This window comes from Chelatococcus albus, from assembly GCF_030067675.1.
GTDB classification, from domain to species: Bacteria; Pseudomonadota; Alphaproteobacteria; order Rhizobiales; family Beijerinckiaceae; genus Chelatococcus_A; species Chelatococcus_A albus.
The window spans coordinates 19,967-37,182 of record NZ_JASJEV010000015.1 but is presented as its reverse complement, the minus strand read 5'-3'; the positions used below and the strand labels follow the sequence as shown (position 1 = coordinate 37,182).

Here is a 17,216-nt window from a genome sequence, read left to right as displayed (position 1 = left end):
GATGACCGACCGTTCCGTGACCGATCGTCCCCTGCGCGTCCTCGTCGTGTCGCACGGCCATCCGAGCTTCTCGCTCGGCGGTGCCGAGATCGCCTCCTACAACCTGCACAAGGGGCTCAACCGCCTCGACGGCGCAGGGTCGCGTTTCCTCGCGCGCGTCGGCCATCCCGTGGCGCGCCACGGCGCGACCGCCCTGCTCAGCCTGCGCCAGAAGGACGGCGAGATCCTCTACCACGCCGACGAGTACGATCATTTCCTCCTGTCGAACCGCAACACGGAGGAGATCGAGCGCGATTTCCTGCGCGTGGTGCAGGACCTGAAGCCGGATGTGGTGCATTTTCACCACTTCATCGGCCTCGGGCTCGAATGCCTCTACGCCGTGCGCCGGGCCCTGCCCGAGACGCTGATCGTGGTGACCTTTCACGAATTCCTCTCGATCTGTCACCACCACGGACAGATGGTGAAGACGGGCGGCACGAAACTCTGCTACCGGGCCTCGCCCGCCGATTGCAATGCCTGCTTCCCGGACATCTCGCCGGCGCGCTTCCTGCGGCGCGAGCATTTCGTGCGCGGGCTGCTCGAGGTCGCCGACCATTTCGTCTCGCCGAGCCGCTTCCTCGTCGACCGCTACGTCGACTGGGGGCTCGACGCCGCGCGCTTCACGGTCATCGAGAACGGCCTCGACATCGCCGCGCCCGTGCCGCCGCGCCCCCTCGGCCCGGCGGAGGGGCGACGCTCGCGCTTTGCCTATTTCGGCCAGATCACGGCCTTCAAGGGCGTCGACGTGCTGCTCGACGCCGTGACCCGCATCCCCGAGGCCGTGTGGGGCGAGGACGCCCAGCTCATGATCTTCGGCGGCAATCTCGAACGCCAGCCCAAGCCCTTCCAGGAGAAGATCGAGGCCCTCATCGAGCGTGCGGGCCCGCGCGTGCGCTTCTACGGTGCCTATCAGAACAGCGAGATGCCGCGCCTCATGCGCTCCATCGACTGGACGATCATTCCCTCCATCTGGTGGGAGAACTCGCCCATCGTCATCCAGGAGTCCTTCTTCCACGGCCGCCCGCTTATCTGCAGCAACATCGGCGGCATGGCCGAGAAGATCACGGACGGCGTCGACGGCCTGCATTTCCGTGTCGGCTCGTCGGAGGACCTGGTCGACCGGATGGTCGAGGCGCTGACCGATCCCTCGCTGTGGGAGCGGCTGCGCGCCGGCATCAGGCGGCCCATCGACTTCGAGGAATTCGCGCGGCTGCACGTCGATCTCTACCGCGAGATCGCTGCCAGGAGGGCGGCGCGCACCCCCGCCGCGGCCCCTCCGGCCGCGCGCTCCGCCTGACGCGGCCACGAACTGACAGGCCTGATCCGTGCATGAAGTTGAAGGGAGACGACCAATGGCACGTATACTCGTGATGATCCCCTCCGGCGAGGTCTACGACCACGACAACGTGCGTTGGTATCGCTACAAGGACATCCAGGCCCACATCAATCACTACCACAACATCGGCGACGCCTTCGTCTTCGACTCGTCCCTGAAGCTTCTCGATTTCGAGAAGCTCGGGGTGCTCGAGATCGCCAATCCGAAGCTCGACGACATCGACCGCATCAACAAGGAATACGACTACGTCTTCCTGCGCGGCTCCAACTACGTCCACAAGGACATGAAGTGGAGCCAGACGGTCGATGTCCTCAAGCGCCTGAAGATCCCGGTCATCGCCTTCGGCATCGGCGCCCAGGCACCGGTCAAGGGCAAGCTCGAGCTGTCCGACGAGACGAAGACCGTCCTGCGCATGATGGCCGATTCCACCACGTCGATCGGCGTGCGCGGCACCTATTCCGCCCAGGTGCTCTGGGACATCGGCATCCGCAACGTGCGCATCGTCGGCTGCCCCACCGCCTTCCGCCGCAACGATCCGAACCTCGCCATCAAGCTGCCGCGGCTCGAGGAGGTGAAATACGTGGGCGTCACCATGCGCCGCGAGGTCTCGCCCGCCTACGCCCAGGACATCAAGCGCTACCTCACCTTCCACCGCGACCTCGTGAAGTCGCTCGCCGCGCGCTTCGACGTGGTGCTCATGGCCCAGGGCGAGGTGGAGGAGAAGAAGATCGTCTTCGGCACGCCGGAGCAGAAGGAGGAGGCCTTCGCGACGCTGAAGGCCAACAAGTGGGTTTCCGAGTGGTACCTTGACGAGACCATGGAGAAGCTGCACCGCGAGCGGCTGTTCTATTCGGACGTCGTGGCCGACTACGAAGCCCTCGTGCAGCAGAAGGACCTCGTCCTCGGCTATCGCCTGCACGGCAACCTCATGGCCCTGTCCAACGGGACGCCGGCGATCTACTTCACCTACGACAGCCGCACGGTCGAATTCGCCGAGACCTACCAGATCCCGAGTTTCGACGTCTTCTCCGGCAAGGATTTCGTGCTGGAGGACTATTGGGACCAGTCGCTGTTCGACAAGTTCAACCGCGCCTACCATCACACCTACCGCGAGATGCGCCAGTTCCTCGTCGAGAACGGCGCCGACACGAAGATGGTGGATGTGATGCAGAAGGCGCCCGAGCCGGCGCGAAGGGTGGCGTGATGGCGGGCCGCACGAAGGGGGCGCGCATCATCCTGGCCGCGGGATGCCTCGCGGCCGGCCTCGGCGCAGGGCCGCGCGCGAGCGCGCAGACCCTCTCGGCCGGTCTCTCCGTCGTGCCGGCCGGCCCGATGGAGACGGTGTTCGACTGGTCCCGCGAGGCCTGCGTGAAGAGCCACGTGCCGGATGCCCCGGCACGTGCCTTCCGCAACGCCGAGGGCGAGGTGCGGCTGATCGTCAGCCACAACGACAACCGCGCTCTCGTCGGTTCGAGCCTCCACGCCGTCAGGCCGAGCTGCGCCGTGCTCTACGAGGCGAGGCGCTCAGCCGATCTCGCCGCCTTCGACGACCTGAGCTGGATCGGCGGCGTCTATACACATGACGGACGCACGGTCTATGCGCTCGCCCACACCGAGCTGCGCGGCGAGCGCACGCCGGGGCAATGCCCCGCCGGCAGCTACAGCGCCTGCCTGCTCAACACCGTCACCGGCCTCGTCTCGCGCGACGGCGGCCGCACCTTCCGCCCGGAAGGGCAGGGCAAGCCACCCGTGGTGGCGACGCTGCCCTATGCCTTCCCGACCGATCGGGATGCGCGCGTCGGCTATGCCAACCCGACCAACATCATCGCGCGCGACGGCTTCTACTACGCCTTCGTCTTCGCCGACGGCTACCGGGGGCAGAAGCGCGGCAACTGCCTTATTCGCACCCGGACGCTCGACGATCCCTCGTCGTGGCGGGCGTGGAACGGCGCGGATTTCTCCGCCCGCTTCGTCGATCCCTTCCGCGACGCGGTCGCCGACACCGACGCCCATACCTGCACGCCCGTGGCGCCCAACGTCATCGGCCGCATGATCGGCGGGCTCGTCACGCTGCGTGGCAGCAACGAGGTGATGGCTGTCTTCGCCGACAAGCGCCGGGGCGCCGGCGGGCAAGTGGTCGAGGGCATCTTCACGACGGTCTCGCGGGATCTCCTGCACTGGAGCGAGCCTTCGCTCGTCATGGAGGCGCAACTGCTCTGGGACAAGGATTGCACGCGGCCCGACGCCTATTTCTATCCCTCGCTCATCGACGCGGGCGCGCGGACCTTTTCCTTCGAGGATTTCGGCGACAAGGGGTTCCTCTACCTCACGCGCTACCAGTTGAAGAACTGCAAGGTCACATGGGATCGCGACCTCGTGCGCGTGCCCGTGCGCCTGCACAGGGGCGGCTGAGCCGCGGGTCTTTCAACGCGCCCGACGGGGGCGCACGCCGAGGGGGCGAACATGGCGGTAATGGTCACGGGCGGAGCCGGCTACATCGGCAGCCACATGGTCCTGGCATTGGTCGACGCGGGGCGGGACGTCGTCGTCCTCGACGATCTGCGCGCGGGCTTTCGCTGGGCGGTGCATCCTGCGGCGGCCTTCGTCGAAGGGGATTGCGGCGACGAGAAGCTGCTGGCACGCCTCATCCGCCAGCACGGCGTGACCGCCATCGTGCATTTCGCCGGGTCGATCGTCGTGCCGGACTCGGTCGTCGATCCGCTCGGCTACTATTTCAACAACACGGTGAAGTCGCGCGCCCTCATCGGGGCGGCCGTCGAGAACGGCGTGCGCCACTTCCTCTTCTCCTCGACCGCCGCCGTCTACGGTGATGCCAAGGAGAGCCCCATCCCCGAGACGGCACGGCTCGCGCCGGTATCGCCCTACGGCACCTCCAAGCTGATGACAGAGTTCATGCTGCGCGATACGGCGGCCGCACATCCGCTGCGCTACGTCGCCCTGCGCTATTTCAACGTCGCCGGCGCCGATCCGGCGAGGCGCAGCGGCCAGTCGAGCCCGCGCGCCACGCATCTCATCAAGGTGGCCTCCCAGGCCGCAGTTGGGCAGCGCACGCACCTCGACGTGTTCGGCACCGACTATCCGACGCCGGACGGGACCTGTCTGCGCGACTACATCCACGTCAGCGACCTCGCCCGGGCCCACGTGCTGGCGCTCGACCATCTCGCCGCCGGCGGCGAGAGCGCCGTCCTCAACTGCGGCTACGGGCGCGGCTATTCCGTCCTCGAGGTGATCGAGGCCGTGAAGCGTGTGTCCGGTGTCGAGTTCCCCGTCCGTCTTGCGCCCCGCCGGGCGGGCGATCCCGCCGCCCTGGTCGCGGGCGCCGACCGCATCCGTGCCGTCCTCGGCTGGAAGCCGGAGCACGACGATCTCGACGCGATCGTCGCCCATGCGCTCGCCTGGGAGCGCTCGCTGGCGGAGAGGCGCGAGGCGGCGGAGTAGCTCGGCGGTCGGGCGCTGCCGCTTGCATCGGGCCGGTGCTGCGCATCCCGAGCGGTACCGGGGAAAGCATTCGGTCTGCCGGCGGGCCTGCCGGAAAGTTGTCGTCCAGAATCGCCGGCGCTTCCCACCGTCGGCAGCATGCAGCGGCAACGCAGCCGCCACGTCGCCGCACGCTCATCCGCGCGGCGACGATGGCAAGCATTCCCCCTGCGAATGAAGGGGACCATCCTGCCGCCAAATTTACCTAGAATTTTCGAACTTCGGTCGGCCGGGTTCTTTGCGGTTGCGGAATACCGGGGAAGACGGTTAGCTTACTCGACGCCTTCGGGAACTGTTGATGCCGGGTTTGTTCCGCAAGCTTCTAGCTGTCAGAAGGACGGATGCGGAGCTGCCGGCGGAGGTTCGCGCGGCTCTCGTCGATACGCTCTACGCCCCCTTCGCCTCGCTCGTCGTCGGCGCGGTCTCGGGCGGCCTCGTCGGCGCCATGGTCGCCTATCGCTCCGGCGACCGCTGGCTGACGCTCTGCTCCATTGCCGTCTTTTTCTGTGGCGTCGGACGCATCCTGTCGGCGCTCGCCTACCGGCGCCGAGCGCCGACCAACGAGCCGGCCACGATCCTGCGCTGGGAGCGGATCTATGAGGTCGGGGCGTGGAGCTACGCGGGACTGCTCGGGCTCCTCAGCTTCCTCTCTCTCGTCCGTTCCAACGACCCGGGCCTGCAGCTCCTGCTCGCCACCACCTCCGTGGGCTATGCGGCCGGCATCAGCGGCCGCAACGCGGGACGGCCGCTCATCGCCATCGGCCAGCTCGCGCTCGCCGCCTTGCCGCTGTCCTTCGGCCTCTTCGCACTCGGCGGCCTGTTCAATTCCGGGCTCGGCGCCGTCCTCCTCCTCTTCATCTTCGGGATGATGGACATCACGCTCAACATCCACGACACCGTGATCGACGCCCTGGTCACGACGCGGGACAAGGCGATCATGGCGCGGCGTCTGGAGCAGCAGGCCGAGCAGTTCGACGCCGCGCTGAAGAACATGTCGCACGGCCTGTGCATGTTCGACGCCGAGAGCCGCCTTGTGGTGTGGAACGAGCGCTTCCTGCAGCTCGCGGGCCTGCCGCCCCAGGCGGTCGAGCACCGGATGACGGCCCGCGAGCTCCTGCAGATCAGCATTGCCTGCGGCAATCATCGGGGCATGAGCGTGCGCAAGGTTGCGGCGGAACTCGGACGCCGCCTGTCCTCGGGGGTCGGCGGACAGACGCTCGTGACGCTCGCCGACCAGCGCGCGATCTCCGTCACGCAGCGCCCCATGCCCGGCGGCGGCTCCGTCATGATCTTCGAGGACATCACGGAGCGGAAGCAGGCGGAGGAGGCGATCGCCCGGCTCGCCCGTCACGACGACCTGACGGGCCTCGCCAATCGCGCGAGCATGCGCACGCGCATGGAGGAGATGCTCGCCGCCCTGCAGCGGGGGCACGGCCGCGTCGCCATGCACTGGATCGACCTCGATCGCTTCAAGGCCGTCAACGATACGCTCGGGCATCCCGCCGGCGACCGCCTGCTGCAGCTCGTGGGCGAGCGGCTGCGCGCCACCGTGCGGCGCAGCGACATGGTGGCGCGCTTCGGCGGCGACGAGTTCGTCGTGCTCCAGGCCCCGCTGCTGCGGCGCAGCGACGCCGCCAAGCTCGCCCAGCGCATCGTCGACAGCCTGTCGGCGCCCTTCGACATTGACGGCCAGCAGGTGGAGATCGGCGCATCCGTCGGCATCGCCGTGGCCCCGGCGGACGGCGGCAATGTCGACCAGCTCCTGAAGAACGCCGACACGGCGCTCTATCGCGCCAAGGGGGAGGGGCGCGGCGCCTTCCGCTTCTTCGAAGCCGAAATGGACCATGCCGCGCAGCTGCGCCGCGTGCTGGAGCTCGACCTGCGCAAGGCGCTGGCCCGCGAGGAGTTCGAGCTGCACTATCAGCCGCTGATCGACCTGACGAGCGGCCGCATCGCGGCCTGCGAGGCCCTGCTGCGCTGGCGGCATCCCATGCGGGGGTTGATCTCGCCGGCGGAATTCGTCCCGATCGCGGAGGAGACGGGGCTCATCGTGCCGATCGGCGAGTGGGTGCTCAGGCGGGCCTGTGCCGACGCCGTGAAATGGCCGGAGACCGTGCGGCTCGCCGTCAACCTGTCGCCCGTCCAGTTCAGGAACCACGACGTGACGAAGCAGATCGTCGACGCGCTCGCTCAGTCCGGCCTGCCGGCGAGCCGGCTCGAGCTCGAGATCACCGAGGCGGTGCTGCTGCAGGACAGCGAGGCGACGCTCGACGCCATGCGGGCCCTGCAGAAGCTCGGCATCCGCATGTCGCTCGACGATTTCGGCATCGGCTATTCGTCGCTCAGCTATCTCAACAAGTTCTCGTTCCAGAAGATCAAGATCGACGCCTCCTTCGTGAAGAACCTCGAGCGCAACGACGGCGCCATCGCCATCATCCGTGCGGTTGCCGGCATGGGTGCGGACCTTGGGATGGCGATCGTCGTCGAGGGCATCGAGACCGTGGAGCAGCTCGAACGCGTCAAGGCGGAGGGCTGCACCCAGGGCCAGGGCTATCTGTTCAGCCCGCCCCTGCCCGTGGCCGCCGTCGGCGAGCTGTTCGCGGCCGGCGCCGGCACGATCCAGCTCGTCGCCTGACGCCGGTCGCGCCGACGGCCGTCCATGGGCGGCCGCGGAGATCGGGGCAGCCATGCGATCGGGCCGGGCCCGGCCGCATGCCCGCACGGAGGCGACCTGCCCCGCCCGACGCCCCGGGAGGAGGTGCGAGAGGCGGCGGGCCGTCACTCCGCCGCGACGGCAGGCACGCCGAGCAGGCGATCCTGGGCGGCCGCGGAGATCGGGGCAGCCATGCGATCGGGCCGGGCCCGGCCGCATGCCCGCACGGAGGCGACCTGCCCCGCCCGACGCCCCGGGAGGAGGTGCGAGAGGCGGCGGGCCGTCACTCCGCCGCGACGGCAGGCACGCCGAGCAGGCGATCCTGGGCGGCCACCAGGCGCTTCATGGTCTTCAGATCCTGGTCGCGCAGCTCGAGCGCCGCATCCGCCCAGATCTCGACGATGCTCTCGAGTTCCTCGAGCGTGATCGGATCGACATTGCGCCCGGCCCGGTAGATGGCGCGGTGCCCGCCGTGGCGACGCGACTGCTTCTCGATGTAGCTGCGCACGGCCTGCCGGCCTTCCCCGGGCTCGGCGAGCACGTGGACGATGCCCATCTCGTACATCTCTTCCGCGGTGCACAGGCGCCCGCTCATGATCAGCTCCTCGGCCCGGGCCGCGCCGAGGCGGCGCGCCAGGAAGCTGTAGGCGCCCATGCCGGGGAAGAGGCCGAAGACGGTCTCCGGCAGGCCGAACTTCACGCCCCGCTCGGCAACGATGACGTTGAAGGACAGGAGCGATTCGAAGCCGCCGCCGAGCGCGTCGCCCTGCACGAGGCCGATGGTGATCATCGGCAGGTCGAGCGCCCTCATGTTGCGATAGAGGATGTTGATGCAGGACCGGCCGTAGCGCACGAGGGTCTCCCGGTCGCGCTGGCGGATCTTCTCGGCGAAGAGGTCGAGGTCGCCGCCGAGATTGAACACGCCGGGAAAGCGCGAACCGAGGACGAGATAGCGGATGTCGCTCTCGCGCCCCTTGAACAGGGCCTGGATTCCGTCCTGCCAGGCGTGGAAATCGGCGAGCATCGCCGGGTTGTAGCTGGGGCGCCCGTGCGGCCGCATGAAGGTCCACAGGGTGCCCGTCTGCGCCTCCCACGAGACCTCGAGCTGGCGCAGGCCGAAGAGCGCTCTCTCGGCCGCCTCCCAGCCGCCGTCGCGGGTGTGGGACGTGATTCGGCGCCGCAGCGCTTGGTTCAAATGCAATTGGCGAACATGCGCAAGAAACGGGGCAGGAGCGGGCTGGGGCAAGGCCATCGGGAAGCTCCTCGATCGGATAGGTTAACCATACCCGTTAACCATAACAGTGCGGTGAGCGGTATGTCATTGCCCCGGCGCCGGGAGCGTGCGCCGCCGAGGCCCGGCCTCCATAGACGCCCGACGTGGCAGGAATCCGACCTTGGGTCCGAGGTGGTCGATCCGCGAGGCCGAGCACGGTCCTCTCCACCTTGCAGACCGCGCCGGGCGAGGGGAGGCGGCTCCGTCGCGGCGGCTGCAATCTAGACCGCCGCCGGCGCTCGGCCCCCACCCGAACACAGGGGCGTCACGCGCCGCGCCGGCCGGCGGCCGCGCCTAACCGATCCGCTGGCCCGTTTCCCGCTGGAACAGGTGCAGGTCGCCGGGTTCGGCCGTCAGGCGGATGGGCTCGCCGGGCGCGGCCGCGACGCGTCCCATGGCGAGGCTGCAGACCTGCTGGCCGGCGAGCGTCGCGTAGAGCTGCGTCGACAGCCCGAGGGGCTCGACCACCGCGACCTCGCCCGCGAGGGCGCCGCTCGCCGCGATGCGCGGATGCTCCGGGCGCACGCCGAGCGTCACGAGGTCGCCGTCGCGCACGGGAAGCGCGGCGTCGATGGCGAGGGTGCCGCCGTCGGCGAGCACCACCGCGGCCTCGTCACCCGCCCGCCAGACCCGCGCCGGCAGGAAGTTCATGGCGGGCGAGCCGATGAAGCCGGCGACGAACGCATTGGCCGGACGGTCGTAGAGATCGAGCGGCGCGCCGACCTGCTGCACGACGCCGTCGTGCATGACGACGATGCGGTCGGCCATTGTCATCGCCTCGATCTGGTCGTGGGTCACGTAGATTGCCGTCGTCTTCAGGCTCTGGTGCAGGGCCTTGATCTCGGCGCGCATGTGCACCCTGAGCTTGGCATCGAGGTTCGACAGCGGCTCGTCGAAGAGGAAGACCTGCGGGTCGCGCACGATGGCCCGGCCCATGGCGACGCGCTGGCGCTGGCCGCCCGAGAGCTGGCGCGGCAGGCGGGCGAGCAGCGCCTCGAGCCCGAGGCGCCCGGCCGCGCCGGCCACGCGCTCGGCGATGGTCTGCCGCGCCGCCTTCCGCAGCGCCAGGCTGAAACCCATGTTGGCGGCGACATCCATATGCGGGTAGAGCGCGTAGGACTGGAAGACCATGGCGATGTCGCGGTCCTTGGGCGCGACGTCGTTGACCAGGCGCTCGCCGATGCGGATCTCGCCCGCCGAGATGTCCTCTAGCCCGGCAATCATGCGCAGGAGCGTGGACTTTCCACAGCCGGAGGGGCCGACGAGCACGATGAACTCGCCGTCGGCGATGGCGAGGTCCACGGCCGAGAGGACGTTGAGCGCCCCGTAGCGCTTCTGGACGTTGCGCAGGGTGACGGAAGCCATGGCGTCAGCCTTTCACGGCGCCGGCGGTGAGGCCGGTGACGAGGTAGCGTTGCAGGAAGGCGAAGAACAGGCAGGCCGGGACGAGGGCGAGCACGGAGGCCGCCATCATCTGCCCCCAGTCGACCGCGAACTTGCCGATGAAGGTGAGGAGCCCGACTGCGAAGGTCTTCTGGTTCTCGCTGTTGATCAGCATCAGCGCGAAGAGGAGCTCGCTCCACGCCGCGGTGAAGACGAAGCCGAGCGTCGCTCCCATGCCGGGCAGCGTGAGGGGCACGATCACGCGCCGCAGCGCCTCGACGCGGGTGCAGCCGTCGATCATCGCGGCCTCCTCCAGGTCCTTCGGGATGCCGTCGAAGTAGGACTGCATGAGGAAGGTCGCGAAGGCGACGTTGAAGGCTGTGTAGATGACGATGAGCCCCGTCAGGCTGTTGGTGAGCCCGATCTCGCCCATCAGCCGGTAGATCGGCGGGATGACCATGACGAGCGGGAAGGTCTGCGTCAGCAGCAGCAGGAAGGCGACCGCCGCCTTGCCGCGGAAGCGGAAGCGCGACAGGGAATAGCCTGCCGCCGAGGCGACGAGGGTGACGATCGCCGCCGTCGTCACCGAGACCACGACGCTGTTGAGGAAGTAGCGCGGGAAGTCGGTGGCGCGCAGCACGCGCGCGTAGTTGTCGAGTGTCGCCGCCGACGGCCAGACGGTGATGCCCTCGCCGTAGAGGAGCGACTGTGGCGTCACCGAGATCTTGAAGGTCCAGAACAGCGGGAAGAGGGCGAAGGCGACATAGAGCCCGACCGCGGCATAGAGGCCGGCGGCGGCGAGCCTGCGCTTCGCCCGGGAGCGTCCGGCGATCATCAGGCGTCCCTCGCGAAGAGGCGCCGCATGCGGATGAGCACGACGGCATAGAGGATGAGGAGGGCGAGCAGCAGCACGGCGACCGCCGAGGCATAGCCCTTGTCGAGCGACTTGAAGGCGCTGACGTAGATGTAGGTGGCGACCGTGTTGGTGGAGCCGGCCGGGCCGCCCTCGGTCATGACGTAGATCAGGTCGGCGAAGGTGGCGATCCAGATGGTGCGCAGCATCACCGTGATGGCGATGGTCGGCGCGAGGAAGGGCAGCGTCACCCGGGTGAAGCGTTGCCACGGGTTCGCCCCGTCGATGGCGGCCGCCTCGTAGAGCTCGGAGGGGATCGACTTCAGCGCCGCGAGCAGGGTGATGGCGAAGAAGGGGATGCCGAACCAGACATTGGCGATGATCGGCCCCCACATGGCGGTCGCCGGATCGGCGAGGATGTTGGTCGGCTCCGCCTTGAGCCCGAGGGCCGAGAGCCAATGGGGCAGGGGGCCGATGATCGGGTTGAACAGCCACGCCCAGGTGAGGCCGGAGAGGAAGGTCGGCACCGCCCAGGGCAGGAAGACGATGGCCTGCACCAGGCGCCGCCCGACGAAATCCCTGTCGAGGAGGAGCGCGAGGCCGAGCCCGAGGAAGAACTGGAAGAAGAGGCTGCCCGCCGTCCACCACAGGGTGTTGACGAGCGCCTGCCCGAGGATCGGATCGTGGAGCATCGCCTCGTACTGGCCGAGGCCGACGAACTCGGAGCGGAAGGCCGAGAACTTGCGGAAGGAATAGCCGATGCCGAAGAGGAGCGGCACGAGCAGTACGGTGGCGATGAGGACGAGCGCCGGGCTCAGATAGGCCCATGGCTCGAGCGCCGCGAGGAGCGCCCGACGCCGGCCGCCGGAGCCGGAACGGGACGCCGCCTCCGCCATCTGGGAGGACAATGAGGTCATGCCGCTGGAACCCTCGCCATCCGCCGGCGCCCTGCGCCGGCCGGGGCCACATTCCCGGTGATCCGGCCGCCGCCCTCGACGGGCGGCGGCCCGACGTGCGAGGCGCTCAGCCCTTCTTGTTCTTCGCCATCCAGGCCTTCTGCTGCTCGGAGAGGATCTTCGCCCATTCGTCGGCGACGTCTTTCGCCGTGCGCTGGCCGACGAGCACCTGCTGGAAACCCTTGACCGCGATCTGGTCGTAGAAATTGCCAAGGTTCTCGAGGTGGCTCGGGTTGGTGACGAACTCGTACTTCGCGGGGTTGCGCAGTTCCTCGAACCAGCCCTTGAAGCCATCGGAGGCGAAGAAGGGGTCCTTGTCGGCGCCGTCGTGGATCGGCAGCACGCCGACGACCTTGGCCCATTCGATGTTCGCCTGCGGCGCCGAGAGATGCGCGATCAGCTTCCAGGCGTCCTTCTTCACCTTGGAATTGGCGAACATCGACCAGCCGGCGTAGCCGAGGGTCGGGTAGGACTTGCCCGAAGGGCCGGTCGGCATCGGGGCGACGGCGAAGTCCTCCGCCTTCATCTTCTCGGCGATGCCGAGGAGCGCGTCCGGGTCCTGGTCCAGCATGGCGCAGGTGCCGGAGTAGAAGCCCGCGACAATCTCGTTGAAGCCCCAGTTGACGCTGTCCTTCGGGGCAAAGCCCTTCTTGTAGATGTCGGCGAGCATCTCGAGGCCCTTCACGGCGCCCGGCTCGTTGAAGGTGGCCGAGCCGTCGGCGTTGAAGTAGCCGCCCTTGCCGTTGGCGATGTTCATGAACATCTGCACGCCGCTGAAGGAGCCGGGGCCGCCGCGCAGGCAATAGCCATATTTCCCCTTCAGCGCGGAGATCTTCCTGTTCGCCTCCATGAACTCGTCGACCGTCGCCGGCGGCGCGGAGAGCCCGGCCTCGGCGAAGAGCTTCTTGTTCCAGAACAGCGCCCGCACGTAGTAGCCGTAGGGCAGCATAAACATCTTGCTGTCGACCGCCGAGCCGAATTCCCTGGCGCGGGCGCCCAGCGTCGCCGCATCCTTCCAGTCCTTCATGTGGGGCCCGAGGTCTTCGAGCTGGGCGTTGGTGGCGTAGAGGCCGAGCCAGCGTTCCGGCATCTCGACCACGTCCGGCGTGTCTCCGGCCTGCACCATGGTGAGGAACTTCTCGAAGGCCTGCCCCCACGGCAGCGACACGAGCTCCACCTTGATGCCGGGGTTCGCCTGCTCGAAGGCGGCGATCTGCTTCCTGATGAACTCCGTGCGCGGCGGGCTGGTGATCACCTCCACCATCTTGATCTTCGTCTCGGCCAGGGCCGCCGAGGCCGAGAGCGCGAGGCCGGCCGCAGCCCCCGCCAGAGCCGTGATCGAGAACCTGAAAGTCGCTGGCATTGTCCTTCCCCTCTGTCGTTGCTCTTGGTCGTTCGTTGTTTTCCCGTAGGTCAGCGGCGGGCGCGGTCGAGCGCCTGCGTGAGGTCGGCCCAGAGGTCCTCCGTGTCCTCGACGCCGATGTGGAGGCGGATGGTGCGTGGGCTGACGCCGAAGCGGCTGAAGGAGTTGACGTCCGGCGTCTGCTGCAGGGAGGCGAGCGCGGGCACGACGAGGCTCTCGTGCCCGCCCCAGCTCACGCCGATGCGGAAGAGCCTCAGTGCGTCGATGAAGGCCGGCACGTCGATCGCCTCCGCCACCTCGAAGGAGAAGAGGCCGGAAAAGCCTGTGAGCGTCGCCTTGCCGGGATGGTTCGAATAGGCCGGATGCATCACCCGCTCGACGGCGGGGTGGCCGCGCAGGCGCTCGGCGATGGCGAGCGCGCTCTTCATGTGGTGGGCGAGGCGCAGCGGCAGGGTGCGCAGGCCCCGCAGCAGCAGCCAGGCCTCGAAGGGCGAGAGCTTGGCGCCGAGATAGGGAAAGGTGCGCGCGTTGATGCGGGCGATGTGCTCGGCCGACCCGGCGACGATGCCCGCCACCGTGTCGCTGTGTCCGCCGAGATATTTCGAGGCCGAGTGCAGCACGAGGTCGACGCCATGCGTGATCGGCTTCTGGAAGAGGGGCGTCGCCCAGGAATTGTCGATGGCCGTCACGATCCCCTGCGCGCGCGCCATGCGGGCGAGGAGCGCGATCTCCTGCAGCTCGAAGATCATCGAGCAGGGGTTCTCGAGATAGAGGAGCCGGGCACCCGGCAGGGCAGCCGCCACCGCCGCGGCGTCCGAGCCGTCGACATAGTCGACCGTGATGCCGAGGTGTGGCAGCAGGCGTTCGAACAGGCGATAGGCGTCGCCGTAGACGTGGCGCACCGCCACCATCCGCTCGCCCGCCCCGACGAAGGCGAGGATGGTGGCGCTGATCGCCCCCATGCCGCTCGAGAACGCGCGCGCCGCCTCCGCGCCTTCGAGGGCGGCGATGCGGCTCTCGAATTCCATCACCGTCGGGTTGTCGCCGCGCGAATAGATCGGCTGGCGCCGCCGGCCGGCGAAGGTGTCGGCCATCTCGGCAAAGCTTGCGAAGGTGAAGAGCGAGGTCTGGTAGATCGGCGGCACCACCGGCCCGCCGGGGAGCGGTTCGTCATGGGCGAGCAGCGTCGCGGCCTGCGCCAGCGTGTCGGGGCTCAAGAGACTGGAATGGTCGTTCATCGGGAACCCGTGATGTCGAGCCTGGCGGCGCCGCGGCGCAGGTCCGCCTCGACGCTCGCGATGATCTTCAGGGCCTCGGCGCGCGCCCCCTCGGGATCGCGCGCGGCGATGCGCTCGTAGAGCGTGCGGTGAAAGGGAAAGCTCGCGTGGCCGAAGTCGTGCACGCCGAGCGGATGTTCCCAGAAGCGGTGGAACAGCTCGTACATGGCCGCGACGATCTGTTCGAAGAGCGGATTGCCCGAGGCGCGGAAGATTGCCTGGTGGAAGTCCCAGTCCTCGTCAGAGGACATGCCCTGCCGCTCGTGGAAGGCCTTCTCCATCACCTCGAGCTTGTGGCGGATGAGGGCGATCTCCCGCGGTCCGGCGCGCAGGGCGCACAGGGCGGCGGCCTCGCCTTCGAGGCCGCGGCGGATCTCTAGCGTGTGCATCAGGCTGTCGAGGTCGCTGCCAGACGGCAGGGTCAGCGGCAGATGCAGCATGTCCCGCGAGACGGGAGCCTTGAGATAGGTGCCGCTGCCCTGGCGCCGCTCGACAAGGCCGAGGCCCTCCCAGCGCGTCAGCGCCTCGCGCACGGTCGTGCGGCTCACCTTGAGCCGGTCGGCAAGCACGCGCTCGGTCGGCAGCCGGTCCCCGGGCCCGAGCCCCTCGCTCGCCGCGAAGGCCGCGAGCGCATCCAGCACCGCATCGTCGCGCGCCGCCGTGCGGATGGGATGGAGAGGGACGGGAGTGGCAGACATAGGCACGGGAGATTGGGCCAATGGTCGGACCAATTATGGACGCGGGGGCGTCAGGTTGTCAAAGGCCGATTTCGGCTGCCTCCGGGACGAGGTTCGCGCAGGAACCACCCGCCGTCATCCCGGGGCCGAGCGCAGCGAGGAGCCCGGGACCCAGAGCCGATGCGCGTGAACCGGAAGGCGCGGCGCCCGCCGCGCCCTCGCCGGCACCGCGATCGTTTCCGGGGTGACAGTCAGAGTTCACGCGGGAACCACCCCCGGTCATCCCGGGGCCGGCGAAGCCGGAGCCCGGGACCCAGAGCCGATGCGGGTGATCGGGACGGCGCGGCGGCCGCTGCGCCCTCACCGGCACCGCGATCGTTTCCGGGGTGACGGGGAGGAGGTGTTCAAGCGGCAACCACCCGATCCGGCCCGATCGCAGGCGTATCGATCCTATGCCCTGCCCCCGATAAGCCGTCCGGCCCGCTTCACCGTCGTCTCGCCGGCCGACCAGCTCAGCCGGCCGTTGACGAAGACGTGCTCGATGCCGGCCGACATCTCCGTCGGCTTCTCGTAGGTCGCCCGATCGGCCACCGTCTCGGGATCGAAGACGACGAGATCGGCGAAGAAGCCGGGTGCGATGCGGCCCCGGCCCGCGAGGCGGAAGGTCTTCGCCGGCATGCCGGTCATCTTGTGCACCGCCGTCTCGAGCGGGAAGAGGCCAAGCTCGCGCGCGTAGCGGCCGAGCACGCGGGGGAAGGTGCCCCACAGCCGCGGATGGGGATGCCGGTCGTGCGGCAGCCCGTCCGAGCCGATCATGGTCAGCGGGAAGGCGAGCACGCGGCGCACGTCCGCCTCGTCCATCTGGAAGTAGATGGCGCCGGCCGGCTGCAGGCGCCGCGCCGTCTCCGGGAGGCCGAGGCCCCAGGCCGTGGCGATGTCGGTGAGGTCGAGGCCCGTCACCTCCGGATGCGGCGCCGACCAGGCGATCATGATGCGGTACTCGTCGGTGACGAGGTCCTCGCGCAGCACGGTCGAGCCCGCCTCGTAAGGGTAGGCGTCGAGCGACACCGGATGGCGCCCGGCCGCCGCGGCGATGAGCGGCAGCGTTTCCTGCGTGCGGCCCCAGTTCCGCGGTCCCGCGCATTTGTGATGCGAGACGACGACCGGAATGTGGGCCCTTTCGGCGGTCAGGAAGGTCTCGGCGAGGCTGTCGACGACATTGTCGAACTCGTCGCGCATGTGCGTCGCATAGACGCCGCCGTGCTCGGCGAAGCGGGCCGCCACCGCCACCACCTCGTCGGCGTCCGCGGCCTTGTTGGTGAGGTAGAACAGGCCGGAGGAGAAACCGATGGCGCCGTTCTCCATGGCCTCGTCCGCGAGATCGCGCATGGCGCCGATCTCCCGTTCGCTCGCCTTGCGCGACACGTCGTCCATGGTCGCGAGCCGCAGGGCCGAGTGGCCGACGAGGGCGGCGACGTTGACGCCGGGCGTCGTCTCTCGCACCGCCGCCGCATAGTTGGCGAAGCGCGGGAAGGCGTAGGCCTTCCTCCCGCCGAGGAGGTTCATGGGCGGTGGCGGCTCGCCGGCGAAGGTGACGGGCGCGAGGCTGATGCCGCAGTTGCCGGCAACGACCGTGGTCACGCCCTGGCTGACCTTGGGCAACATGTCCGGGGCGTCGAGCACGATGCGATCGTCGTGCGTGTGCGCGTCGATGAAGCCCGGCGATACCGCCCTGCCGGCGATGTCGAGCTCCCGTGCCGCGTCGCCCGGCGCGACGAGGCCCGCCGCGCCGACGAGGGCGATGCGATCGCCCGCGAGCGCCACTTCGCCGCGGTAGGGGGCGGCACCGGTGCCGTCGATGACGAGCGCATTGCGCAGCACGAGGTCGTAGCGGGGAGGGGACATGGG

The 17,216-nt window shown here is 68.9% G+C and carries 13 protein-coding genes; 5 read left to right on the top strand and 8 right to left on the bottom strand.

The genetic code is table 11. The features are described from left to right. Window position 1 precedes the first annotated feature (1 nt). The 5 genes from QNA08_RS17340 (at window position 2) to QNA08_RS17320 (ending at window position 7,508) form a co-directional block, all read left to right on the top strand. Window positions 2-1,336, top strand: a complete 1,335-nt coding sequence (locus tag QNA08_RS17340) for a glycosyltransferase family 4 protein (protein ID WP_422679945.1) — start codon at window positions 2-4, stop codon at window positions 1,334-1,336. Between the two features lie 55 nt (window positions 1,337-1,391). Next, entirely contained in the window at window positions 1,392-2,579 is a 1,188-nt protein-coding gene (locus QNA08_RS17335) for a polysaccharide pyruvyl transferase family protein (RefSeq protein WP_283741980.1), read from the top strand. Further along, window positions 2,579-3,787 carry a hypothetical protein gene (locus QNA08_RS17330; RefSeq protein ID WP_283741979.1) on the top strand — a complete coding sequence of 403 codons (1,209 nt, stop codon included), beginning with the start codon at window positions 2,579-2,581 and terminating at the stop codon, window positions 3,785-3,787. Before QNA08_RS17335 ends, QNA08_RS17330 begins: the two co-directional genes overlap by 1 nt. Before the next feature lie 51 nt (window positions 3,788-3,838). Next, the gene (gene galE / locus QNA08_RS17325; RefSeq protein ID WP_283741978.1) at window positions 3,839-4,834 is read left to right on the top strand and encodes a UDP-glucose 4-epimerase GalE; all 996 of its coding nucleotides are present in this window, start codon (window positions 3,839-3,841) and stop codon (window positions 4,832-4,834) included. A 337-nt stretch (window positions 4,835-5,171) separates the two neighbouring features. Continuing rightward, window positions 5,172-7,508 (top strand): putative bifunctional diguanylate cyclase/phosphodiesterase, encoded by a 2,337-nt coding sequence (locus tag QNA08_RS17320; RefSeq protein ID WP_283741977.1) that lies wholly within the window; start codon window positions 5,172-5,174, stop codon window positions 7,506-7,508. Window positions 7,509-7,809: 301 nt separating this feature from the next. On the opposite strand, the gene QNA08_RS17315 is transcribed toward QNA08_RS17320, so the two are convergent. The 8 genes from QNA08_RS17315 to QNA08_RS17280 all read right to left on the bottom strand — a co-directional run bounded on the left by QNA08_RS17315 (window position 7,810) and on the right by QNA08_RS17280 (window position 17,213). Continuing rightward, entirely contained in the window at window positions 7,810-8,721 is a 912-nt protein-coding gene (locus QNA08_RS17315) for a crotonase/enoyl-CoA hydratase family protein (protein ID WP_283741976.1), read from the bottom strand. 372 nt (window positions 8,722-9,093) lie between these two features. Further along, entirely contained in the window at window positions 9,094-10,164 is a 1,071-nt protein-coding gene (locus QNA08_RS17310) for an ABC transporter ATP-binding protein (RefSeq protein ID WP_283741975.1), read from the bottom strand. Window positions 10,165-10,168: 4 nt separating this feature from the next. Continuing rightward, window positions 10,169-11,017, bottom strand: coding sequence for a carbohydrate ABC transporter permease (locus QNA08_RS17305; protein ID WP_283741974.1), 849 nt, complete (start codon window positions 11,015-11,017; stop codon window positions 10,169-10,171). Beyond that, window positions 11,017-11,931 (bottom strand): carbohydrate ABC transporter permease, encoded by a 915-nt coding sequence (locus QNA08_RS17300; RefSeq protein ID WP_283742022.1) that lies wholly within the window; start codon window positions 11,929-11,931, stop codon window positions 11,017-11,019. The genes QNA08_RS17305 and QNA08_RS17300 overlap by 1 nt, the downstream gene beginning before the upstream one ends. Before the next feature lie 127 nt (window positions 11,932-12,058). Further along, complete coding sequence (locus tag QNA08_RS17295) at window positions 12,059-13,354, bottom strand: ABC transporter substrate-binding protein (RefSeq protein ID WP_283741973.1); 1,296 nt, start codon at window positions 13,352-13,354, stop codon at window positions 12,059-12,061. Between the two features lie 50 nt (window positions 13,355-13,404). Then, window positions 13,405-14,592, bottom strand: coding sequence for a PLP-dependent transferase (locus QNA08_RS17290; protein ID WP_283741972.1), 1,188 nt, complete (start codon window positions 14,590-14,592; stop codon window positions 13,405-13,407). Then, window positions 14,589-15,329 carry a FadR/GntR family transcriptional regulator gene (locus QNA08_RS17285; protein WP_283741971.1) on the bottom strand — a complete coding sequence of 247 codons (741 nt, stop codon included), beginning with the start codon at window positions 15,327-15,329 and terminating at the stop codon, window positions 14,589-14,591. Before QNA08_RS17285 ends, QNA08_RS17290 begins: the two co-directional genes overlap by 4 nt. Before the next feature lie 429 nt (window positions 15,330-15,758). Next, complete coding sequence (locus QNA08_RS17280; RefSeq protein ID WP_283741970.1) at window positions 15,759-17,213, bottom strand: N-acyl-D-amino-acid deacylase family protein; 1,455 nt, start codon at window positions 17,211-17,213, stop codon at window positions 15,759-15,761. Between the last annotated feature and the right edge of the window lie 3 nt (window positions 17,214-17,216).

What these genes read in the sequence shown, in the direction of transcription:
- QNA08_RS17340 (WP_422679945.1), top strand. Translation starts at nt 2, where the DNA reads ATGACCGACCGTTCCGTGACCGATCGTCCCCTGCGCGTCCTCGTCGTG.
- QNA08_RS17335 (WP_283741980.1), top strand. Translation starts at nt 1,392, where the DNA reads ATGGCACGTATACTCGTGATGATCCCCTCCGGCGAGGTCTACGACCAC.
- QNA08_RS17330 (WP_283741979.1), top strand. Translation starts at nt 2,579, where the DNA reads ATGGCGGGCCGCACGAAGGGGGCGCGCATCATCCTGGCCGCGGGATGC.
- galE (WP_283741978.1), top strand. Translation starts at nt 3,839, where the DNA reads ATGGCGGTAATGGTCACGGGCGGAGCCGGCTACATCGGCAGCCACATG.
- QNA08_RS17320 (WP_283741977.1), top strand. Translation starts at nt 5,172, where the DNA reads ATGCCGGGTTTGTTCCGCAAGCTTCTAGCTGTCAGAAGGACGGATGCG.
- QNA08_RS17310 (WP_283741975.1), bottom strand. Translation starts at nt 10,164, where the DNA reads ATGGCTTCCGTCACCCTGCGCAACGTCCAGAAGCGCTACGGGGCGCTC.
- QNA08_RS17305 (WP_283741974.1), bottom strand. Translation starts at nt 11,017, where the DNA reads ATGATCGCCGGACGCTCCCGGGCGAAGCGCAGGCTCGCCGCCGCCGGC.
- QNA08_RS17300 (WP_283742022.1), bottom strand. Translation starts at nt 11,931, where the DNA reads ATGGCGGAGGCGGCGTCCCGTTCCGGCTCCGGCGGCCGGCGTCGGGCG.
- QNA08_RS17295 (WP_283741973.1), bottom strand. Translation starts at nt 13,354, where the DNA reads ATGCCAGCGACTTTCAGGTTCTCGATCACGGCTCTGGCGGGGGCTGCG.
- QNA08_RS17290 (WP_283741972.1), bottom strand. Translation starts at nt 14,592, where the DNA reads ATGAACGACCATTCCAGTCTCTTGAGCCCCGACACGCTGGCGCAGGCC.
- QNA08_RS17285 (WP_283741971.1), bottom strand. Translation starts at nt 15,329, where the DNA reads ATGTCTGCCACTCCCGTCCCTCTCCATCCCATCCGCACGGCGGCGCGC.
- QNA08_RS17280 (WP_283741970.1), bottom strand. Translation starts at nt 17,213, where the DNA reads ATGTCCCCTCCCCGCTACGACCTCGTGCTGCGCAATGCGCTCGTCATC.